We start from the raw sequence: 22,001 nt of genomic DNA on the forward strand, positions 1-22,001 counted from the left end.
TTCTTTTTTACTATTTTTTGAGAGAGCCCTTTACTTTCCAGGAGAAAAAAACATCCACTCCCCCAGAGGTTAGTGGATGTTTTCGGTCTCAAATATCAAGGTATGGAGCTTCTTTCTGATACTTCTGATAGGCGTCTCGCGGCCGTAGTGAACGGCGTTAGTGAGAAATACGCCGATGAGCTGATTGGTCGGGTCCACCCAGAGGCTCGTGCCGGTAAAGCCGGTATGACCGAATGATCCAATCGACCATTTGTCCCCACAGGAAGGAGCGTCTCCTAGTCCGCTCCATACCTCAAAGCCCAGTCCACGATTAAACTGCCGATGTTCGACTGCCATTTTCAGATGTGATGGGGGAATAACCGATTGCGACCCGGGATAAAGCAGGATTCTTGCGTATATCGCCATATCCTCTATCGTGGAGAATAGCCCCGCACTTCCGCTGACCCCTCCAAGCTGGTATGCCTTCTCATCATGGACCTCCCCTTGAATATAGCTATCCTGATACTTTTCTGTGGAAGCTGCCTTCTTTTTGGCCTCTACAGATAGATTAAAACGGGTATGCATCATTCCCCACGGTTCATGGATCTTTTCCTTCACAAATATGTCGAGTGCCTGATCGGTGACATTCTCTGTTATTTTTCCAAGCAGGATCATGCCAAGGTCGCTGTAGATCATCTTTTGGCCAGGTACATAGGTTAATTCCTTTTGATAGATTTCCTGGAGGACATCTCTTTCTATTTTTCTTTCCCTATAAGGAAGATCTGCAGATAATCCGGAAGTATGGATCAGCAGATGCTCGATGGTTACATCACTGTTTTGGAATTTAGGCAATACGGCTTCGACCTTGGTATCAAGCTTCAGTTCACCTTTTGCAACAAGATACAAGATGGAGGGGACAGTGGCAGAAATTTTGGTCAACGAGGCCACATCAAATAGGGTATTTGCGTGGATGTGCTGCTTCACACCATCCCGGTCTGTAAATGATCCGTAAGCTTCCAGGCATTTCACTTCATCCTTTTTAGAAACGTAGAGGACCCCACCTGGAATTTCTCCTGTTTCCACCAGATCTTTAATATATTCTTTATACAAGAGGTTGTTCCTCCAATCTATGATTCTGTCTTTTTCCATCATTATACAATAAAAACAGCAGTGAGGTCTCCCACTACTGCCATTTTCAAACTTATGATCAACTCAGTATCCCGTGAAGCCCACCGAGCAAAGTGAATATAACAAGATGGTCCCCGATTGCGATAATAAACGCTTTCCGGGTCATCAATCCAAACAATGAATTTTTAAAATAAACCAATGAGATCACTACACCTATCACCGCACCGATCATAAGCCCTTCCAGTAAGGTATTGGCTCCTGTTGCCTCTATGAGAACCGCCATGAAAAAAGAACTGATAAAAGCAATGATGACAGAAACGATGTATTTGAGAGGCCCCTCACTTTGTGTAAATTGTGTATCCTTCTTCTTTCCAAGCATGGTGGAATAGTAAATGCCCCCATAGATCACATAAAGGATCCCACCCGCTAATATTGCCAGTAAACTTAATTCCTTCAAATTCAATTCCATACTTGCTCCCCCTATTTCGGTTCGATGGCTAAAGCGATAGCTTTAATCTTACACTGCAGGCTTAACGTGCCAGGAATAGGCTCCACCTCTACCATTTCCACTGGATTCGCCAGATACTTATACCCGCTTTTAGGCAGCCAGAAGCTGTAAAGCTCCGAATAGCATTCAATCAATCTGTTGCGCTCTCTATAGTCGACAGACTCCTCAAATTCATAAATGACATGCTTACCGCCCCGGAAGTGATAGATCCGCTCCTGCTCCAACGTGAGCTTGTCAGGATTGTTCACGGATAAGAGACAGTCGTACCTGCTTTTTCCGGGTGGTGTAATATACGGATTATTCTTAGGTATCCCGTACATAAACGTATCCTCCGTCACCAGATCCCTTGCATTCGCAAAGCGATAGATTTCCTTCCAAGCATTTTGCACACCTTCTGTATAAGGCCCGACACTTTGCCTTTTCACTGCTGTAAATGCAGGGAGTTCAGCGGTTTTGACCTTTTCCAAGTTAAGCCACTGAAACTTATTATATTCTTCTTGATCTTGAAGTTCTTTCTCCATCTTGCGGGATTGTTTAGATTTCTTGCTATCATCCTCGTATTCACGCGGAAAGCGCTCCAGATATCCGCCTTCCCGCCACTTTTTCGGACTCATCTGGAAATTCACCTGAAAGGTAGCCGTAAAATAGGAGAGAGAGGAAAAGCCGCACATGAGTGCAATCTGGGTGATGGGAATCCTATGTTCATAGATAAGGAAATGCGCTGCGTTCTCCAGACGCAGCCTTTTAACATAATTAGCAGGTGTTTCCCCTACTATCCCCTTGAAAATCCGCTGGAAATGGTAGGGGGAATAAGTGGAGACCTTAGCCAACAGTCCGAGGGAAAGCGATTGATCGAGATTAGTTTCTATATATTCCAGGACATTGTCTATTTGATAGCGCTGCTCTTTTGTGTACATGTATGTATAAAACCCCTTGCATTAGCTTTTATTGGTAATTTTATTATAGCAAGAAAACGCGAAAAGAACCGGAATATATCCGGTTCTTCGTGTATGATGCATCTTTTTAGATGGAGACATCTCCAATGGAAAAAGACCATTTGAGTGCTTCTGATAGTTTATGTAAGGTAGAAACTTGAACATCCACCGTTCCTGCTTCGATTGCAGCGATGTCGTTTACATTCAAGCCTGTTAAAAGGGCAAGGTTCTCTTGATCGAGGCCTCGTCTTGTTCTAGCCGTGATTAGTTGTTTGCCAATAATGTTCACCATAGTCCCCCCTGTGTTTGAAAGCGATTACATACATTATTATAATTAAATTTTTAGAAAATTACAATATCAATTTAGTGAAGGTTCTAATTCCGCTGTTGATTTCCGCACTAGGCTTCGCTTTCCGCGGGGCGATTGTGGAGCCTCCTCCCGCAGGAGTCTTCGCCTATTGCTCCAATCAACAGCTAGTATACATAAAAAATTTTGAACAGGTTAAATTACGGTTTTTTATTGTTTTTTATTATTTTCATCAAAAGAAAACACCCTACTAAAACAGCCATTAATAAAGGCAGTACACCTCCACACCCGGTGCACTGCCTTTTAGGAAAATGCAAAAAGAAGATTAATAGCCTGTTCCTTTTCCGCCTGTTACGATTGCGATGCCTGAGCTTGCTCCGATACGCGTTGCGCCGGCCTGTACAAGCTTTCTGGCAGTATCAAGGTCTCTGACACATGCAGAGGCTTTTACACCCATATCAGGGCCTACAGCTTCTCTCATCAGCTTGATATCTTCTGCAGTGGCACAGCCTGGTCCAAACCCTGTGGAGGTTTTTACAAAGTCCGCTCCTGCCATTTTTGCTAGGATACAAGCTTTTTTCTTTTCTTCGTTTTCAAGGAGTCCTGTTTCAATGATAACTTTAACAGGTGCATGGCCTTTTGCTGCTAGAACTACCGCCTCGATATCCTTTTTCACCGTTTCGAAATCACCGGATTTAAGGGCACCTATATTCATCACCATGTCGATTTCCGTTGCGCCGCTTGCGATGGCGTCTCTTGTTTCGGACACTTTCACGAAGCTGTTCGTTGCGCCTAAAGGAAAGCCTACAACGGTTGTGATCCCGACATTGGAGCCTTTCAATTCCTTTGCAGCCGTTGACACCCAGTAAGGATTGACACACACTGTCGCGAAGTTATATTCTTTCGCTTCTTCACAAAGCTTGATCACTTGGTCTTTTGTGCTTTCAGGCTTCAAAAGCGTATGATCGATCATGCGCGCAATGGAAGGTCCTGTGATGATATTTGAGGAAGCGTTGGAGTAGCTGCCTGTAGAGCTAGGTGCTGCCTGTACAGTCTTTCCATCCTTCAATTCCTGTTTATTTGTAAGCTGTTCCATGATTTGATTCGTTATTTGTTCCACCAATGCTTCTATTTGCATTGTTTCCACCTCACATTAATGTAATCGGTCGACAATTCCAGCAATGACTGCATCAAAGGCACCGTTCGGGTCCCCGATGATGTCCCTTGCCGATCCACCTTCTTCTAGAATGAGCACATAGTCTCCCGCTCCTGCATGGAAATGATCGATGGCGATCATAGCATCGCCGCACTCCTTCCCCTGTGCATCAACGGGAATGACGACCATGAGCTTTTTATTTTGGTGACTTGGTGTTTTAATCGTCGAAACGACGTTTCCAACGACTTTTGCAAGCTTCATAGAGTGCTAGGCAGGATTTTCTCGATATCTTGGTGTGGTCTAGGAATAACATGAACAGATAGGAATTCCCCTACGCGCTGCGCTGCATCCGCACCAGCTTCTGTTGCCGCTTTAACTGCGCCTACATCTCCGCGTACCATGACAGTGATCAGGCCTCCGCCTACTTGCACTTTACCTACCAGGGATACGTTCGCAGCTTTCATCATTGCATCCGCAGCTTCGATTGCTCCTACCAAACCTTTTGTTTCGATCATTCCTAATGCGTTGCTCATTTATATTTCCTCCATTCGTTTTACGTTGTAATAGTCGATGATTCCTAGGATCCCTGCATCTGAGGGAACAAGATCTTTATTCAATGGGAGGGAGGATTCCCGGCTTTTTGCCAGGTATACTAGATCCCCTTCTCCGGATTGCCCGATGGTATCTATAGCAACAAGTGGTTTGCCTTTATTCTGCAGTTGATCATCCACAGGCTGGACAATCAGGAGCTTTAATCCTTTTAAATTGTCGTCTTTATGTGTACAGATCATATTACCGATCACTTTTGCTACAAACATGTTCTAACCTGCTTTCAGCGTTTGATAAAACGGCTTTCGATTTCCATGACCTTGGTGACACGGCGGTCATGTCGACCACCGGCAAAGTCCGTTTCAAGCCATGTCTTGACCAGTTGTTTGGCAAGACCTTCCCCGATGAATTGCCCACCGATGGACAGCACATTGGCATTGTTATGCTCACGGCTATTGATCACCGACGACAGGTCCCAGCAAACGGCTCCACGGACGCCAGGTATCTTATTCAATACCATGCCGCTTCCTACTCCCACACCGTCAATCATGATGCCGACATAGGCCGGATTTGTCGCCACACACTCGCCGACAAGAAAGGCAATGTCAGGATAGTCAACGGATTCCCCCGCTTTGCAGCCAAAGTCGAGATACTCATGTCCAAGCTCCGTCAAATACACCTTCAACGCTTCCTTCAGTTCGTATCCACCATGGTCGCATCCAATTGCAACTTTTTTCATTTACATGTCTCCTTTGGCAAATACAGCGATGATTTTTTCAAAAGATTCTGCGTTCAGGCTTGCTCCGCCGACAAGCACACCGTCAATATCAGGCATTTTGGAAAACTCGGCGGCATTTTTGTCATTCACTGACCCTCCATAAAGGATGGAGATGCCCTCTGCCTTGCCTCCGAGCAATGCAGTAAGCACTTTACGGATATAGGCGTGAGTGGACTGGGCCTGTTCAGCAGAAGCCGACTCCCCTGTCCCGATCGCCCAAACCGGCTCATAGGCCAGGATGAACTCTGAATCTATATCTTGCAGGGCACCGACAAGCTGTGTTGTCAGCACTTTTTCTGTTTGCCCGCTGTTCTTCTGTTCAATGGTTTCCCCAATACAAATGATCGGGGTCAGACCCTCTTTTATGACCTGTTTGATCTTTTGGTTTACCTGTTGATCATTTTCGTTAAAATACTGCCTTCTCTCTGAATGCCCGATGATGACATACTCACAGCCGATATCCTTAAGCATGCTTGCAGACACTTCTCCTGTATAGGCGCCCTTGTCCGCTTCATGGACGTTTTGAGCACCGATGCTGACCGTGGAGCCTTGTCGCTCGGCCATTAAGCCTGCTGGATATAAGAGCTGCGCTGGTGGACAGATGACCACGGATACGCCTTCTTTGCTTTTCAGTTCCTGCAGATAGACCGCCATTTCCGAGAAGGTTTTATTCATTTTCCAATTCGCGATTGCATATTTGGTTCTGGCGGAGGGGCTTCCGACGGATTGCCCGAGTGCCTCTCTCACCATTTGTTCGATATAGGATTTTATCGCTTGATCCATCAGTCTTACCCTTACTTAGCTTTCGGTAAAATTCCATCCACTTCACTGTTAGGGCGTGGGATGACATGTACAGAAATAAGATGTCCCACACGACCTGCTGCGTCCGCACCAGCTTCAGTTGCCGCTTTAACCGCCCCAACATCACCGCGTACCATGACTGTTACAAGGCCTCCGCCAACAAACTCTTTTCCTACTAGTGTTACGTTTGCTGCCTTTACCATTGCGTCTGCTGCTTCGATTGCCCCGATTAATCCTTTAGTTTCGATCATTCCCAATGCTTCTTGACTCATTTGAATTCCTCCTATTGGTTGCTCTTCTATTTTTATTTTTGGTTGAGCTTTCGCCCTTGTTTTACGCTTGACTGGTTCTTGTACCTGCTCTGTATTCAATGGCTGTTCTTCGTTACGTTCTTCCATCTGATATCACCACACTAGATTATTCTGAAGCCATCCACCAGCACGCAGCGTCTTTGACGGGTAAAGGTTTTTGCGCTTGTCAGCCCTTCCCCTGTCGGTCCTGCGATGGTAAGGGTTGTGAAGCCTTCACTTTGATACCCGAGACCGGATACGGAAGGTCCGTTTTTCACGAAAATGGTTGCTTGGATTTCCTTGGCCATTTTTGTGAGATTGGTAATGTTCTGTGAGTGCATGATGGCTGTATGACGATTTCCCTTTTCTGCCTTCACCGCAAGCGCAATCGCCTTGTCTACATCCGGCACCCGGACGATCGGCAGGATCGGCATGAGCATTTCCGTGTGTACAAGCGGATGGTCGGCAGCTGTTTCGGCGATGATCAGCTTCACATTCGCATCTGCTTTGATGCCTGCCGCTTCCAGGAGGACACGCGCATCTTTACCGATAAAGTCACGGTTTGGATACGACTTTTCGTTCCTTTTGACCATGATTTTTGCCAACAGCTTATCCAGCTGGAAGCCTTTCAGCTCGATGGCGCCATTTTTGGTCATTTCATTTTTCAGCTCTGTAGCTACCTTATCGACGACAAATACTTCTTTCTCCGCTGTACAGAGGACATTATTATCAAAGCTTGCGCCTGTGACAATGTCTTTTGCAGCTTTGGAGAGGATGGCTGTTTCATCCACAACAACCGGTGGATTTCCCGGTCCTGCCGCGATGACTTTTTTGCCCGCTTTCATGGCTGCCTGTACGACAATTCCTCCGCCTGTCACCACAAGTGCATTCACTTTCGGGTGGACCATGACCTCATTGGACGTTTCGATATTGGGACTTGCCACGGAAGTTAACGTGTTCTCCGGTCCGCCTGCCGCGACAATTGCCTTGTTCAGCAGCTGCATCGCCCGGATGGATACCTTTTTGGCACTTGGATGCGGGTTGAATACTACTGTATTTCCGGCAGCGACAAGCGAGATCGAGTTGTTGATGATGGTTGCACCGGGATTCGTAGAAGGCGTAATTGCCCCGAACACTCCAATGGGAGCGTACTCCACAAGCGTCAGCCCGCCATCTCCGGAATAGGTGGTACTTACAATATCCTCTACCCCTGGTGTTTTATTGGCCGCAAGAAGGTTTTTGGCAATTTTGTCCGCCACTCTTCCAAGACCTGTTTCCTCTACTGCGAGCTTTGCCAGTTCCTCTGCATGGGTTCGGCTTGCCTCTCGCATCTTTTCTATCATTTTCTTCCTTGTTTCCAATGAGGTTTCTCGGAGCTGTTCCCAAGCAACCCTTGCAGCTTCTGCCGCTTCGTCCACTGTCGTGAACACGCCGTTGCCCAGTGGGACATCATTTTGTGCTACAGCCGCCTCCTGCACGTTTCCGCCAAGCTGCTGCAGTACCTGCTCCACCATCTTCTTAATGTCGTTTTCCTTTATCTGCACAGATTACTCTCCTCCTTTTTTGAAGGTAAGTGACCCTTCTATTTCAATCTGATCCACTACGCCGACAATGGCTGCATCGACTGGTACACCGTTCGTGATTTCCGTCTGCCTCGCAGAGCTTCCACTGACAACCAGGACCACTTCGCCAACCCCTGAACCGACTGTGTCGATCGCGACGATAGGCTTTCCATCCTCCTCGATGGTTTTCATATCCAGAGGGGTGATGATAAGAAGCTTTTTGCCCTTCAGCTTTTCCGCTTTGGTAGTGGAAACAATAGATCCTGTCACTTTTGCAATAATCATAGATTTGTCTCCTTTCTAGGAGTCCTGTTTTTTCAGTTGTATCTTGAATTCCCTGGCCAAGTCCTTCGCTACAGGCGTTAACTTGCTTTTCTTTGGCAAATGGATTTCTTGCAAACCTTCCTTGCTAGCTTTTTCAATATGCTTTGCGAGAATAAGAGGCTGCTTTTCGTCAAATGCTTGCAGCTGCTCTTTAACCGTATGTACGAGACGGCTCAATGGCACCCATTTCACCTGATCGGCTTGAATCTGCCTGATGTACCCCTGCACCCTATTCTGCACAGCATGTGGTGCTGAAATCTGCTGATACACATTGAACTCCACTTCGTCTTTTACCACAATCACCGGTTTCCCGAGCATTTGGAATTGAAGGACCAAAGAGGATATCGGATCGTCGTCGATTGTCAGCGCAAGTTTGGCGAGCAATTGATAGGACGCAACCGGAAGCACAATGGCCCCAAGTTCATTCAGGAGTCCATCGACATCCTCCCGTTCCAGCCTCTCCAATGGCAAAATGGAATAGCCACTGAATGCATCCGGGTCGGCAAGATATTTCCTGCTCAAAAGCAGCGTTACTTCATAGCGTTCAGAAAGTGTCGTAACCGCTTCCAAAACTCCTGTCAGATTAACAGTTTCATAGCCTAGCAGGATGCCAATCGGCTGTTTATCTTGATGTTGATTCTGCTCGTTCAGATAAGCCACCACCGCGTCCTGTACGAGCAGCTTAATCTTTTCCTTTACCGTTACATCCACAACCACAGCCTCCACTTCCTTTTGATGGTCGTTTGATGGCAATGATCTCACCACGCGTTCCATTCTGTAGTCCAGCTGCATTTGCTTCATCAAGGTCGATGTGCATTTCCAGCTTGTATCTTTCGGAGGACCGAATCAATACATTGGAGAAAATCACTCCTCGTTCCCCATCCACCTTTACTTGAACGAAATCGCCATCCGAGACTCCGAATGTCTCTGCATCGCTTGGGTGCATGTGAATGTGGCGCGCAGCACAGATCAGCCCTTCTTTTAAGGTAAGCTGACCCCGAGGTCCCTGAAGGGTGATAGATTCAGAGTCTTTTATATTACCTGACTGCCTCACTGGCGGCTTTACACCAAGCGTGAATCCGTCAAACAAGGATATTTCCACCTGGGTATCCCCTCTTGCAGGACCGAGGACCCTCACCTTTTCTATCTTGCCCTTGGGACCGATGAGTGTGACGGTCTCTTTGGCAGCAAATTGACCAGGCTGGGAAAGGTCTTTTTGCTTTTGAAGTGTGTAGCCTCGTCCGAAAAGCCGTTCGACATGCGCAACTGATAAATGAATATGTCGATTGGAGGCGGCAATTGGAACCATTTTTGCAGATTGTCTTATGGAGTTTTTGACAACCTCCTGAACGAGCGCTTTAATTTTTTCCCTATCCATTCCTGTTATCACCCCTTTTCAAGTAAGGCTTTTGCCGTATACTGGTCGGTAATCAACACGTTGGCATAGCCACCCTTAAGAGCTCCCAAAATTCCATCCGACTTCTTGTTTCCGCCTGCCACGAGAATGCTATATTCCTTTTCCGTCAGATGCGGCAGCTCCAGGCCGATGGTACGTTCGTTCAAGGACTGATTGCTTAAATGACCCTGTCCATCAATGAAACGGGAGCAGATATCTCCGACTGTGTTGTTGCGCTTCAAGGTATCGATATCTTCATCCGAAAAGTAGCCCGCTCGCATCAAGGTGGAATGATTCCCTGGCTCACCCACCGTATAAATCGAGATGTTCGCCTGTTTTCCAAGCTCCAGCACCTTTCTTATGTGACGGTCGGCTACAATGGCCTGCTTGACCACCGTATGATCCACTACAGCTGGAACTGGTAAAAAGTGCGGTGTCGTATGGAAGGCAGCCGCCAGTCCATTGATGATTTCGGAGGCGTGGGTGTTCAGTTCCGAATAACTCACTCCGCCATTCAGCTGAACGATCGTCACATCCTTTACGCTTTTCGGATAAAGTCTTTTGGAAAGCTCGTAAAGAGTCGTACCCCAGGTGATGCCGATCGTATCGCCTGTTTCCACAATCGAATACAGGTAATCCGCTGCGGCCTCCCCTAGCTTTTCCTTAATCACCCTCTCCTCATTGGAATGGGAGGAGGTGACGATGCAGTGTTTTAGCTGAAAGTTGTCTTTCAACTGGTTGGCAAGCTCTTGTACATCTTCTGTCGGGTCATTGATGGTTACATGGACAATTCCGTCCTGCTTTGCCTGCAGCAGCAGCCTTGATACCGTAGGACGGGACACTCCCAATTCTTTTGCAATTTCCGCTTGGCTGAAATCCTGGACATAATACATTTTTGCAACTTCCACTAGACGAGCCATTTTCTCATTCGACATGTTCCACTCACCTAAATCTGAAATTATGTTCAATATAACGAGACTTTAATACGCTTTTTTAGTTCACTGGCTGCCAAATCTTAAAGGAAATAAAAGTAAATGGGTCAGTAAGCGTTTACAAATAAAATATTGTTCACGCGATATGAACATATGTTTAATTCTATTATAAACCTCCTAAAAATTCTGTCAATACAGGTAAGTCTAAAAATTACAATAACTATATCAGAATAACAAAAAAGCATACCCCCGAAAGGATATGCTTATTTTTGTATTATCTTTTCCCTGAATCGAACGGCTCTCCGACAGCTTTCGGTGCCTGAGATGATTTAGAGAAGATGATCAATGCAATCAACGTGACCACATAAGGGAAAATCTTTAAGATCACCGGCGGAAATACTGCCAATGAAGGAATTACCTGCGATACGTTTGCGATTGTGCTTGCAAACCCGAAGAAAAGGGTTGCGCCAAGGATTCCAAGCGGCTTCCATTGTCCAAAGATTAGGGAAGCAAGTGCAAGGAAACCAAGTCCCGCTACCGTTCCGGAAAACTCGCCACCGAAAGTTACGATGATGATGGCACCAGCAAGTCCGGAGAAAGCCCCCGAAATCATAACCCCGATATAACGCATCTTTCTAACGCTGATACCGGCTGCCTCTGCAGCATGAGGATGCTCCCCGCACGCTCTAAGGCGAAGTCCGAATGGCGTCTTATACAGAGCGATCGTACTAATAATCAAGATGAACAGTACAATCCATGTTGTACTATATGTTTTTGTAAAGAACAGGCTTCCAATAACCGGAATGTCCGACAAAAAAGGAACGTCAAAGGGACGCAAGCCATTGGAAATGCGGATGTTTCCACTTCCTGTAATGTTACGGGCCAAGAACACCGTAATGGCACCAGCGATCATGTTGATGGCCGTACCACTGATAATCTGGTTCGCACTCAAGTTGATACTTGCAAATGCGTGCAACAAGGAGAAAAGTAACCCCACAAGCGTCGCTACAACCAAGCCGATCCAGATTGCCTTTGGATCACCCGGCATGGCCTGTTGCATTTTCATGATCACAAGGGCACCAGAGAATGAACCTACTACCATAAGTCCCTCTAGTCCGATGTTCACGACACCGCTTCGTTCACTGAATAATGCTCCTAAAGCTGTAATTAAAAGAGGGATTGTAAAAATAATTGCATACGGAGCTATTTGTTGTATGGTTGTCCACATAACCTATTCCCCCTCCTTGGCTTTCACGTTCGTGGATTGTTTGTTTTTACGTTTCTTGATCATAAAGCTGACAAAGCGTTCGATTAGAATGCTTGTTGCAGCAAAGTAGATGATAATCGCGATAATGGAATCGGCAATTTCCGGCGGGATATCTGTCATGGCATTCATGAAACCGCGACCGGAATATAGAAGACCGAAGAATACAGCTGCCAAAAGTACACCAATACCTGTATTGGCACCTAATAGTGCAACAGCAATTCCATCAAACCCTTGTGTCGGCAGAATACCGATCTGAATACTGTTGGAGTTACCTGCATAATACGCCACCCCACCAAGACCAGCCAGACCACCGGAGATCAGCATGGAAGTGATGACGCTGCGGTTTACCGCAATACCAGCATACTCTGCTGCGTCACGGTTGAATCCAACCGCCTTCAGTTCGTACCCAAGCGTTGTTTTATTGATGACAAAAGAAAAGACAATAACCGTAATAACTGCAAGGAATAAACCTAAGTTGATATACGATCCATCAAAAGCTTCAGTTAAAAAAGGAACTTTAAGGGATGCTGTATCCGGGAGTTTCTTTGATTCCGTTTCTAAAAATTCCCCTTTAAAATAAGCAGGAACTGCATAATAAACTGTCCAGTAAGCAATCCAGTTCATCATGATCGTGGATACAACCTCATGAACATTGAATCTTGCTTTCAGTAGACCTGGGATGAATGCCCACAGTGCCCCACCGATAAATCCGACAAGAATCATTACCAAAAGCATAATTGGTTTTGGCGCATCAATAGATAAACCGATTGCTACAGCACAAAAACCACCAAACAGCATTTGCCCTGCTGCACCGATATTGAATAGTCCTGTACGGAATGCAAATGCAACCGATAGACCTGTGAAAATCAACGGAGTAGCTGTTGCAAGCGTATTACCGGTCCTTGAAATGTTCTTCAGACCGCCTTCAAACAAGTATTGATATCCCTCAATCGGGCTGTTCCCCGTGATAGCCATTAAAATCGCCCCTGCAATCAGTCCAAGAACGACTGCAATCAGCGAGATAATTCCTGCTCTCATTCGTCTTCCCCCTTCTTCACGCCTGCCATCATAAGACCGATCTCGTTTTCATTTGTTTCTTTTGCGTCTACAATGCCAACGAGCTGGCCATTATTCACGATAGCGATGCGATCCGATACATTTAATACTTCATCCAATTCCAGAGATACCAACAGAACCGCTTTTCCTTTATCTCTCTGCTCTATCAATCTCTTATGGATATATTCGATGGAACCTACGTCCAGTCCACGAGTAGGTTGAACCGCGATCAACAACGTCGGATCGAGTTCGATTTCCCTTCCGATAACCGCCTTTTGCTGGTTTCCACCGGAAAGGGATCGTGTAACAGAAATTGCCCCTTGTCCAGAACGGACATCAAAGCTTTTAATGATGTTATCTGCATGCTTTCTAATTTCAGAAAAGTTCAATAGACCTCTTTTTGAAAAAGGCTTTTGATGGTAAAGCTCCAATACCATGTTTTCTTCAATGGTATAATCCAGAACCAGACCTCGCTTATGACGATCCTCCGGAATATGGGCAATACCCTTTGCAATTCTTGAACGGATCGGAAGCTTCGTGATATCTGCTCCTTCAAAGGTGATTGTTCCGGAATCGACACTTTTCAACCCGGTAATGCTTTCTACAATTTCGGATTGTCCGTTGCCATCGACACCGGCAATACCAAGGATTTCTCCTTTTCTCAGTTCAAAAGACATATTTTTCAGTCCAAAAACATCTTTGCCCTGCTTCACAGAAACATCATCCATTTTGAGGACGACTTCGCCAGGCGTACTTTCTATTTTGCTAACTTTAAAGTTAACTTCACGGCCGACCATCATCTCGGCCATCTTCTCTTTGCTCGTAACAGCAACATCTACCGTACCGATGGTTTTACCTCTTCTGATAACCGTACATCTATCGGCCATCTCTTTGATTTCCTTCAATTTATGCGTGATGATGATGATGGACTTTCCTTCACCAATCAGGTTTTTCAGAATTTTACCAAGTTCGGTAATCTCCTGTGGTGTAAGAACCGCAGTGGGCTCGTCCAGGATAAGAACGTCCGCTTGACGATAAAGCATCTTCAAGATTTCTACACGTTGCTGCATTCCTACAGATATATCTTCTATTTTGGCATGGGGGTCTACGTTAAGGCCGTATTTGACGGATAACTCTTCAATTCTCTTGCTTGCCGACTTTGTATCGAGCATGTAATAGTTGTGAGATTCAGAACCGAGAATAATATTTTCTGTAACGGTGAAGTTGCTCACTAGCTTAAAATGCTGATGTACCATTCCGATCCCGAGCTTCGTTGCAACGTTCGGATTGGAAATTTTCGTTTCTTTTCCATTGATCTTGATGGATCCTCGATCAGGTTGGTACATTCCAAACAGGATAGCCATGAGTGTGGACTTACCCGCTCCATTCTCCCCTAACAAGGCATGGATCTCTCCCTGTTTCAGTTGAAGGGTAATATCGTCGTTGGCAACGATCCCGGGAAACTCCTTCCTGATATTGAGCATCTCAACTACATATTCCATATAGCGATTCTCCCTTTTGAAGAGCGTATCCAATCAGTGTTTCTTCCAATTGAACACACTCGAGTATTATTTTTCCAAGAGGACAGACAACTAACCTCTAACAATATAGGCAACAAAAAAGACGGGACAACCCGCCTTTTTTTTATTACATTATCAGCTTGCTTTCTCTCTATTACTTGATCAAGTCACCTTGTTCAGAAGCTACTTTTACTTCACCGGACTTGATTAGTTCGAATACTTCATCAACTTTAGTAGTTGTATCTTCGCTTAGGTTCGGGTTCTCATCAGGAAGACCAACGCCATCGTTTTTCGCGTCAAACGTCAATGTTTCTCCACCAGGGAACTTGCCGTCTTTTTCAGCTTTGATCATATCAGCTGCCGCTTTATCGATTTGCTTCATAGCAGAAGTAAGGATAACGGATTTGCCATCAGCGTATACGCCCTCTTCGTATTGGTCAACGTCAACTCCAACCATCCATACGTTTTCACCGTCTTGAACGCGGTTTTTCGCTTCAGTGATCGCACCGACACCAACACCACCAGCTGCTGCGAAGATTACATCAACACCACGATCAAACATTTGCGCAGCAATTTGCTGACCAGCAGCCACATCGTCAAAAGTTCCTTGATATACAACATTGTCTGCTTTGATTGTTACGTTTGTTCCAAGGTTTTCATTTGCATAAGCAAGACCTTGTTGGAAGCCCCAGTTGAATTTTTGTACTGGAGGAATTTCCATACCACCGATGAATCCTGCTTCACCGTCTTTAAGCTCTAACGCAGTTGCAACTCCAGCAAGGAATCCTGCTTCATGCTCTGCAAAGAAGATGGAAACTGTGTTCTCTCCCACTACAGCATTGAAATCTCCATTATGTGGAGAACCATCGATTAGAACGAATTTAGCATCTTCAAATTGAGATTGTGCATTGAAGATAGCTGTTTCAAATTTAAAACCAGGAGTTACGATGAACTTGAACTCAGCATCGTAAAGGTTTGTGATTTCTTTCATATAGTCTGCTTCTAACGTTCCAGCTGGCTTAAGGTATTTAGTGTCAAGATCCAACTCTTCCGCTGCATCTTTGATTCCTTCCCAAGTACCTTGGTTAAAAGATTTGTCATCAATCGTTCCAGCGTCTGTTACCATCCCGACCTTAAATCCAGAAGCTTTATCTCCGTTGCCGCCGTCACTGCCACAGCCAACTAAAAACAGCATTGTTGTCATGACAGTAATAATTGTAGCAAGTAATCCCTTTTTCATGCCTTAACTCCCCCAAAATTAAAAATTTATCGTAAATTGAAAACCCTTACTATCATACTATATTCGTAAACTTCTTATTTTTCAATATATGTTTTTAAAAGATAAACAAAATTCCCTGATTATATTTTACTAGGAAAGAATTTTGTCGAAAAAAGCCGGATAATTAAAGAGTCAGACCTTAGACGTCTGGTAGAAATTACATAATTTACGGGAATATCTATGCAGAGGTCTTGTTGAAAAAAAATAGATTTCTCCATGTAGGATATAGATGGGTTTCCAACAATTATTCTCTATGTGATAAGGACTTGAGTCCCGTATTTCTAATAAAATTTTCCATTCCTACACCCTTACATTTTTCATTTCATAGCATTTTCCCAAACGCTTTTTTCATATAATTAATATTCTTTGAATTTATTGCAATACATTAAGCTAGAGTCACGAGGATGGTGCATTCACTTACCATACCCTTCTCCATTTGAAAGGCACTCTATCTTTATTGTATGATTAGGTTGTTTAATAACAACTATTCATAAGAATTTTTCATATAAGGACGTGGGTACACTGCGAGTCAATAAATTCATCAGCGATTCTGGCATAGCATCCAGACGCGGAGCAGATAAACTGATTGAAGAAGGTAGAGTAAAAATCAATGGCAAGGTAGCCAAGATTGGCGGACAGGTGGAGCCTGGCGATGAAGTGCTGGTGAACGGGCAGCTTATCCGCATCGCCCGCGATAATGTCTATATTGCATTAAACAAACCGGTCGGAATCACTTGTACAACCGAGAAGCAGGTAAAAGGGAATATCATCGACCTTGTCAACCATCCCTTACGCTTGTCCCATATCGGCCGACTGGACAAGGAATCCGAAGGACTGATCCTTCTTACGAATGACGGGGATATCATCAATGAGATCCTCCGTCCGGAGAATAAGCATGAAAAAGAATATATCGTCTCGGTCGACAAGCCGATTACACCTGATTTTGTGAAGCAGATGTCGGAAGGAGTAAAGATCCTCGGCACAAAAACCCTGCCATGCAAGGTGGAGCAGTTATCCAAGTTCGATTTCAAAATCATCCTGACACAAGGATTGAACCGCCAGATCCGCCGCATGTGTGCCGAGCTTGGCTATGAAGTATACCGCCTCCAGCGCACACGCATCATGAACATCGAACTGAACAACCTTCCAATGGGACAATGGCGCGACCTCAGCAAAAAAGAAAAAAAGCAGCTTTTCGCCGAATTGAACTACGAACCAAAAGAGTGGTAGAAGGTAATAGGTGCCAGACCCCGGTTGTTATGTAAACATGTGAAAGAGGAAGCCGTCATCGGCTTCCTCTTTCCTTTTGAATATTATAGAAGAAAGGTGATCAATCTTTCTTCTATATAATGGCTAAAGACTAGCATTCTCTATCAAAATGAACTGTTCCTGGAATTAAAAATGCACAGAAAATAAAGAACAAAACGAATTTTTTTCCATCTTTTTTTGATGGGGAGGAATTCGTTTTTTGGTTCTATCTACCCGTACCCATCCCCAGTTTCATTCCATTTTATCCATTCTTTTTTACTACATCGTAACACTTTGTTAATATAGTATTATTCTTGTTATAAAATCGCTTTCACTTGAAATAATTATGTTAATTATTGCGTTTTGACAAAAACGAATTATTTTTTTATTATATTAGAAACGTTGAGGGGGCTATGAAATGTCTGATGTAAATAAACAGAAAATAGTGGATAGCGTTCCTCAAAAAGGGTTTTTTGGACACCCAAAGGGACTATTCACTCTATTTTTTACTGAGTTTTGGGAGCGCTTTTCCTACTATGGAATGAGGGCTATCCTTGTATTTTACATGTACTATGAGATTTCTGATGGTGGACTTGGTCTATCAGAAGAGCTTGCACTATCCATCATGTCGATCTACGGTGCATTGGTCTATATGTCAGGCGTAATTGGTGGCTGGCTGGCTGACAGGATTTTCGGTACCTCCAAAGCCATTTTCTATGGTGGTATCCTAATCATGTTCGGTCATATTGCACTTGCCGTACCTGGCAGTCTTTCCATGTTCTTTGTTTCCATGATTCTGATCGTTATCGGTACAGGTCTGTTAAAGCCGAACGTATCAAGTGTGGTTGGAGATATGTATGCAGAAGGCGATAACCGCCGTGATGCAGGCTTCAGTATCTTCTATATGGGAATCAACTTGGGGGCATTCCTATCTCCACTTATTACTGGAGAATTGGCAAAAGAAAGCTTCCATCTTGGCTTCGGTGTTGCAGCAATCGGGATGTTCCTTGGACTTTTAGTATTCATGCTTACTAAGAAGAAGAATTTGGGCTTAGCAGGAACCTATGTTGCCAATCCTTTGAGTAATGCAGAAAAGAAAAAACTGTCGCTTATTTTTGGTGCCGGTATCATTATTATTGGTGTGCTTTTAGCGATCCTGATTCCAAATGGTCTATTTACGATTGAAACAGTCATTAACATGGTAGGTATCTTTGGCGTTGCCATTCCGACCATTTATTTTATTGTGATGTACCGCAGTCCTAAAACAACTGCAGTGGAGCGTTCACGCATTATTGCTTATATTCCGTTGTTCATTGCTGCTGCAATGTTCTGGGCGATCCAGGAACAAGGCTCCACCATTCTTGCTTTGTATGCGGATAAACGAACACAGCTTGAGTTTGCTGGAATGACGATTTCTCCAGCTTGGTTCCAATCCTTGAACCCACTATTTATCATCATCCTTGCACCGGTTTTTGCATGGATGTGGGTAAGACTTGGAAAGTATCAGCCATCCGTCCCGAAAAAGTTCTCCTTGGGACTGCTGTTTGCAGGTTTGTCTTTCCTTGTCATCCTGATCCCTGGTTATCTTGGCGGGGGAGCATTGGTAAGTCCGTTATGGCTTGTACTGAGCTACTTTATCGTCGTACTCGGTGAATTATGTTTGTCACCGGTCGGCCTTTCCGCAACAACGAAACTGGCACCTGCAGCATTTTCTGCTCAAACCATGAGTATCTGGTTCCTGGCAAGTGCTGCTGCTCAGGCAATCAATGCCCAGCTTGTCAGATTCTACAATCCGGAAAATGAAGTCATGTACTTTGGTACCATCGGCGGAGCTGCCATTCTGTTGAGCATCCTACTGTTTATCTTTTCACCGAAGATTCAAGTGTTGATGAAGGGTATAAAATAAAGAATTTTTAAAAAGGGGCCTGACCCTCAACGCTTTAAAGCGTTGAGGGTCAGGCCCCTTTTCATGCTATTTCATCATTTCCTTAACGAGCTGGCGATTGCGTTTTTTGAAGACATCGTTATGGGACGATACCATCGCCGCTCCAGGTGCGGTTGGTTGGATGTACTGCTTCGCTTTATTCACTGCATTGGCAGCATCCTGGAAAGCACCTGAAATCAAGTGCAGCTTTCCATCATGCTTCAGGATATCCCCTGCTGCATACAGGCCCTCTACCGATGACTCACTGTTGGCATTGCCCGCTACGTAAAAGTTTTCCGCTATCTCTATGTTCAAATCACTGTTCTGCAAAAGGCTTGCGTCCTGTTCGTACCCGTGGTTGATAATCACTTCATCAATCTTTAGATAACAGATCTCCTCTGTTTCCGAATTCGTCAGCTCCACTTTTTCGATCTCTTCCTGATTGGAATCGGCAATCAGCTTTGTAATGGTGGTTTGGAACATGCATTCAACAGAGCTGTTCAAAAGCTGTTTAACCTGTGCTTCATGCCCGCCTAAAGCGTCCTTTCGGCAAGTCAGATACACCTTTTTCGCAATAGGCTCGAGTTCATTCGCCCAGTCTATAGCCGTGTTTCCACCGCCTGAAATAATGACAGTTTTATCCCGGAAATGCTTTAAGGATTTAACCGTATAGTTAAGATTGGAAACTTCGAACCGTTCCGCCCCTTCAATATTGAGCCTTTGCGGGTTAAGAATACCACTCCCGACTGCGACGATCACCGTTTTCGAATAATGCTTCTGCCCTGACGCTGTTTGGAGAACAAAGATTCCCTCTTCATCCTTTGAGATAGAATCCACCTTTTCGTTCAGCACGACCTCCGGATTGAACGTCATCCCCTGCTGGACGAGCTGTTCAATTAATTTTGCGCCTGGTATCGGGGTCTGACCCCCAACATCCCAAATCACTTTTTCAGGATAGACATGAATTTTACCACCGAGCTGTGGCTGATACTCGATTATTTTTGTTTTCATTTCCCTCAGTCCGCTATAAAAGGCTGAGTATAATCCTGCCGGTCCGCCGCCTATTACTGTTACATCATATATATCCATTTCCCTCATATAGCACACCCCTCGTATCCCCGAAAAGAGTAATTGATTATCATTCTCACTCAAATATACGACTTTCTTTCTACTTTTACAACACAAAAAACGGTTGACAGAAGAATTAGTTGGTTTTATAGTATAAATGTACCGACATTGATAATCATTATCAATTGTTTATTTTTTACATATTTTCAAACATTGGGAGGGGTCAGCATGGTGAGACTTTACACAAACGAATTAAACATTGGCTATGGTGAGCGTCTCATCGTCAAGGATCTTTCAGTAGAGATTCCTGACAAGCAGATTACAACCATTATCGGCTCCAATGGCTGTGGAAAGTCGACACTTTTGAAAGCGATCACTCGCATCATTTCCCAGCAATCCGGGACTGTGGTCCTAGACGGCCAGGATATTTCACGCGAGAATACCAAATTGCTCGCAAAAAAGATGGCTATTCTTCCACAAACTCCGGAAAGTGCAAGTGGACTGACAGTCGGAGAGCTCGTTTCCTATGGCCGATTTCCTCATCAAAAAGGTTTTGGTCGTCTGTCCAAAAAGGATTATGAAGTGATCGATTGGGCCCTTCAGGAAACCGGTACCCTAGAATTCAAATACCGGCCAGTCGATTCCCTCTCAGGTGGGCAGCGTCAGCGTGTATGGATTGCCATGGCCCTGGCTCAGGAAACGGAAATAATTTTCCTCGATGAACCTACCACCTATCTTGATATGGCTCACCAGCTGGAGGTGCTAGAGCTTTTGCAGCGTCTGAACCGGGAACAAGGACGAACCATCGTCATGGTCCTGCATGATCTTAATCAGGCTGCCCGCTTCGCCGATTACTTGATTGCCTTAAAGGATGGTCATATTATCAAGGCGGGGAATTGTGAGGAAGTCATCCATCCCGATGTGTTAAGAGAAGTGTTCCAGATTGACGCCGTCATCGGAAGAGATCCGCGAACCGATAAACCAATGTGTATCACTTATAATTTACTTAAAGGAGAAAATACCCATGAAGAAAATTCTAGTACCATTCGTATTCCTGCTCTTACTGGTTGTTAGTGCGGCATGCGGTAACAGTAATAACAACAATAACAACAATAATGCAGCATCTGAAGATACCAACAAGGAAGGTTCTGCTGAAACCATCACCTATGAATCAGAAAACGGCCCTGTAGAAGTACCGGCAAACCCTGAGCGTGTCATCGTTCTTTCCTCATTTGCAGGTAACGTCATGGCACTCGATGTAGATCTTGTTGGAGTAGACTCCTGGTCTGCGATGAATCCCCGCTACGCTGAATATTTGGAAGGCGTGGAACAGGTAACTGATGAAGACCTGGAGAAAATCATTGAATTGGATCCGGATTTAATCATCGGACTTTCAACAATCAAAAACGTTGAAAAATTGAATGAAATTGCCCCTACGGTAACTTTTACATACGGTAAATTGGATTACCTCACACAGCACCTTGAAATCGGAAAGCTTCTAAACAAGGAAAAAGAAGCACAGGATTGGATTGACGACTTCAAACAGCGTGCAGCTGCTGCCGGTGATGAGATCAAAGCGAAAATCGGAGAGGACGCAACAGTTTCGGTTATTGAAAACTTCGATAAAGAGCTTTATGTATTCGGCGACAACTGGGCTCGCGGAACCGAAATCCTTTATCAGGAAATGAAACTGAATATGCCGGAAAAAGTGAAGCAAACCGCACTTAAGGACGGCTACTACACATTGTCCTTTGAAGTACTACCTGAGTTTGCTGGCGACTACGTCATTTTCAGTAAAAATTCAGACGGCGACACTTCCTTCCAGGAAACAGAAACATACAAAAATATCCCTGCTGTAAAAAATGGTCAGCTATATGAAGTAAATGCAAAGGAATTCTATTTTAACGATCCTATTTCTCTAGAGTTTCAACTGGAATTCTTCCAGGATAAATTTTTAGGTAGATAATATGAATGATGGCGAGAGGGATTCTAGA

25 protein-coding genes are annotated in these 22,001 nt (G+C 44.6%); 4 read left to right on the plus strand and 21 right to left on the minus strand.

The features are described 5' to 3' along the window. Nucleotides 1-69 precede the first annotated feature (69 nt). The 20 genes from ACQCT5_RS18780 to ACQCT5_RS18875 all read right to left on the minus strand — a co-directional run bounded on the left by ACQCT5_RS18780 (nucleotide 70) and on the right by ACQCT5_RS18875 (nucleotide 15,728). A complete protein-coding gene (locus ACQCT5_RS18780) occupies nucleotides 70-1,089 on the minus strand; it encodes a serine hydrolase domain-containing protein (protein WP_499644113.1) in 1,020 nt (339 codons plus the stop codon). A 97-nt stretch (nucleotides 1,090-1,186) separates the two neighbouring features. Then, the gene (locus ACQCT5_RS18785) at nucleotides 1,187-1,576 is read right to left on the minus strand and encodes a DUF1761 domain-containing protein (RefSeq protein WP_499644115.1); all 390 of its coding nucleotides are present in this window, start codon (nucleotides 1,574-1,576) and stop codon (nucleotides 1,187-1,189) included. Nucleotides 1,577-1,587: 11 nt separating this feature from the next. Further along, nucleotides 1,588-2,532, minus strand: coding sequence for an AraC family transcriptional regulator (locus ACQCT5_RS18790; RefSeq protein ID WP_499644117.1), 945 nt, complete (start codon nucleotides 2,530-2,532; stop codon nucleotides 1,588-1,590). Nucleotides 2,533-2,638: 106 nt separating this feature from the next. Then, nucleotides 2,639-2,842 (minus strand): helix-turn-helix transcriptional regulator, encoded by a 204-nt coding sequence (locus tag ACQCT5_RS18795; protein WP_204413227.1) that lies wholly within the window; start codon nucleotides 2,840-2,842, stop codon nucleotides 2,639-2,641. A gap of 340 nt (nucleotides 2,843-3,182) precedes the next feature. Next, a complete protein-coding gene (gene deoC / locus ACQCT5_RS18800) occupies nucleotides 3,183-3,830 on the minus strand; it encodes a deoxyribose-phosphate aldolase (protein WP_499644288.1) in 648 nt (215 codons plus the stop codon). Nucleotides 3,831-4,010: 180 nt separating this feature from the next. Beyond that, nucleotides 4,011-4,274 (minus strand): EutN/CcmL family microcompartment protein, encoded by a 264-nt coding sequence (locus tag ACQCT5_RS18805; RefSeq protein WP_499644120.1) that lies wholly within the window; start codon nucleotides 4,272-4,274, stop codon nucleotides 4,011-4,013. Continuing rightward, nucleotides 4,271-4,546: an ethanolamine utilization microcompartment protein EutM gene (eutM, locus tag ACQCT5_RS18810; RefSeq protein WP_204413230.1), complete on the minus strand. Its 276-nt coding sequence runs from the start codon at nucleotides 4,544-4,546 to the stop codon at nucleotides 4,271-4,273. The genes ACQCT5_RS18805 and eutM overlap by 4 nt, the downstream gene beginning before the upstream one ends. Continuing rightward, nucleotides 4,547-4,831 (minus strand): EutN/CcmL family microcompartment protein, encoded by a 285-nt coding sequence (locus ACQCT5_RS18815; protein WP_386645414.1) that lies wholly within the window; start codon nucleotides 4,829-4,831, stop codon nucleotides 4,547-4,549. Between the two features lie 14 nt (nucleotides 4,832-4,845). After that, a complete protein-coding gene (locus ACQCT5_RS18820; protein ID WP_204413234.1) occupies nucleotides 4,846-5,301 on the minus strand; it encodes an RpiB/LacA/LacB family sugar-phosphate isomerase in 456 nt (151 codons plus the stop codon). Then, a complete protein-coding gene (gene tpiA, locus ACQCT5_RS18825; RefSeq protein WP_499644123.1) occupies nucleotides 5,302-6,123 on the minus strand; it encodes a triose-phosphate isomerase in 822 nt (273 codons plus the stop codon). 11 nt (nucleotides 6,124-6,134) lie between these two features. After that, complete coding sequence (locus ACQCT5_RS18830) at nucleotides 6,135-6,413, minus strand: BMC domain-containing protein (protein WP_204413457.1); 279 nt, start codon at nucleotides 6,411-6,413, stop codon at nucleotides 6,135-6,137. A 140-nt stretch (nucleotides 6,414-6,553) separates the two neighbouring features. Next, a complete protein-coding gene (locus tag ACQCT5_RS18835; RefSeq protein ID WP_499644125.1) occupies nucleotides 6,554-7,975 on the minus strand; it encodes an aldehyde dehydrogenase family protein in 1,422 nt (473 codons plus the stop codon). A gap of 3 nt (nucleotides 7,976-7,978) precedes the next feature. Continuing rightward, nucleotides 7,979-8,278, minus strand: a complete 300-nt coding sequence (locus ACQCT5_RS18840) for a EutN/CcmL family microcompartment protein (protein ID WP_204413238.1) — start codon at nucleotides 8,276-8,278, stop codon at nucleotides 7,979-7,981. Nucleotides 8,279-8,293: 15 nt separating this feature from the next. After that, the gene (locus tag ACQCT5_RS18845) at nucleotides 8,294-9,091 is read right to left on the minus strand and encodes a hypothetical protein (RefSeq protein ID WP_499644127.1); all 798 of its coding nucleotides are present in this window, start codon (nucleotides 9,089-9,091) and stop codon (nucleotides 8,294-8,296) included. Further along, nucleotides 9,000-9,695 carry a phosphate propanoyltransferase gene (locus ACQCT5_RS18850; RefSeq protein WP_499644129.1) on the minus strand — a complete coding sequence of 232 codons (696 nt, stop codon included), beginning with the start codon at nucleotides 9,693-9,695 and terminating at the stop codon, nucleotides 9,000-9,002. Before ACQCT5_RS18850 ends, ACQCT5_RS18845 begins: the two co-directional genes overlap by 92 nt. A gap of 8 nt (nucleotides 9,696-9,703) precedes the next feature. After that, the gene (gene deoR / locus ACQCT5_RS18855; protein WP_499644131.1) at nucleotides 9,704-10,648 is read right to left on the minus strand and encodes a DNA-binding transcriptional repressor DeoR; all 945 of its coding nucleotides are present in this window, start codon (nucleotides 10,646-10,648) and stop codon (nucleotides 9,704-9,706) included. Nucleotides 10,649-10,919: 271 nt separating this feature from the next. Then, entirely contained in the window at nucleotides 10,920-11,873 is a 954-nt protein-coding gene (locus tag ACQCT5_RS18860) for an ABC transporter permease (protein WP_499644133.1), read from the minus strand. A 3-nt stretch (nucleotides 11,874-11,876) separates the two neighbouring features. Beyond that, complete coding sequence (locus ACQCT5_RS18865; protein WP_499644135.1) at nucleotides 11,877-12,950, minus strand: ABC transporter permease; 1,074 nt, start codon at nucleotides 12,948-12,950, stop codon at nucleotides 11,877-11,879. After that, nucleotides 12,947-14,470: an ABC transporter ATP-binding protein gene (locus ACQCT5_RS18870; RefSeq protein ID WP_499644137.1), complete on the minus strand. Its 1,524-nt coding sequence runs from the start codon at nucleotides 14,468-14,470 to the stop codon at nucleotides 12,947-12,949. Before ACQCT5_RS18870 ends, ACQCT5_RS18865 begins: the two co-directional genes overlap by 4 nt. Before the next feature lie 172 nt (nucleotides 14,471-14,642). Further along, the gene (locus ACQCT5_RS18875; protein ID WP_499644139.1) at nucleotides 14,643-15,728 is read right to left on the minus strand and encodes a BMP family lipoprotein; all 1,086 of its coding nucleotides are present in this window, start codon (nucleotides 15,726-15,728) and stop codon (nucleotides 14,643-14,645) included. A 561-nt stretch (nucleotides 15,729-16,289) separates the two neighbouring features. Between ACQCT5_RS18875 and rluF the strand changes: the two genes are divergently transcribed. Together rluF and ACQCT5_RS18885 are read left to right on the plus strand one after the other, a co-directional pair. Further along, nucleotides 16,290-16,997, plus strand: a complete 708-nt coding sequence (gene rluF / locus ACQCT5_RS18880; RefSeq protein WP_499644290.1) for a 23S rRNA pseudouridine(2604) synthase RluF — start codon at nucleotides 16,290-16,292, stop codon at nucleotides 16,995-16,997. Nucleotides 16,998-17,433: 436 nt separating this feature from the next. Next, complete coding sequence (locus ACQCT5_RS18885; protein WP_499644141.1) at nucleotides 17,434-18,921, plus strand: peptide MFS transporter; 1,488 nt, start codon at nucleotides 17,434-17,436, stop codon at nucleotides 18,919-18,921. Between the two features lie 66 nt (nucleotides 18,922-18,987). Here the strand turns inward: ACQCT5_RS18885 and ACQCT5_RS18890 are convergent, their stop codons facing one another. After that, on the minus strand, nucleotides 18,988-20,037 hold the full coding sequence (locus ACQCT5_RS18890; RefSeq protein ID WP_499644143.1) for an NAD(P)/FAD-dependent oxidoreductase: 1,050 nt from the start codon (nucleotides 20,035-20,037) through the stop codon (nucleotides 18,988-18,990). Between the two features lie 198 nt (nucleotides 20,038-20,235). Between ACQCT5_RS18890 and ACQCT5_RS18895 the strand changes: the two genes are divergently transcribed. Next, complete coding sequence (locus tag ACQCT5_RS18895) at nucleotides 20,236-21,081, plus strand: ABC transporter ATP-binding protein (protein ID WP_499644145.1); 846 nt, start codon at nucleotides 20,236-20,238, stop codon at nucleotides 21,079-21,081. Beyond that, entirely contained in the window at nucleotides 21,032-21,973 is a 942-nt protein-coding gene (locus ACQCT5_RS18900; RefSeq protein WP_499644147.1) for an iron-hydroxamate ABC transporter substrate-binding protein, read from the plus strand. Before ACQCT5_RS18895 ends, ACQCT5_RS18900 begins: the two co-directional genes overlap by 50 nt. The last annotated feature ends 28 nt before the right edge of the window (nucleotides 21,974-22,001 follow it).

The sequence above is a fragment of the Sutcliffiella halmapala genome (assembly GCF_050107295.1).
GTDB lineage: Bacteria > Bacillota > Bacilli > Bacillales > Bacillaceae_I > Sutcliffiella_A > Sutcliffiella_A halmapala_A.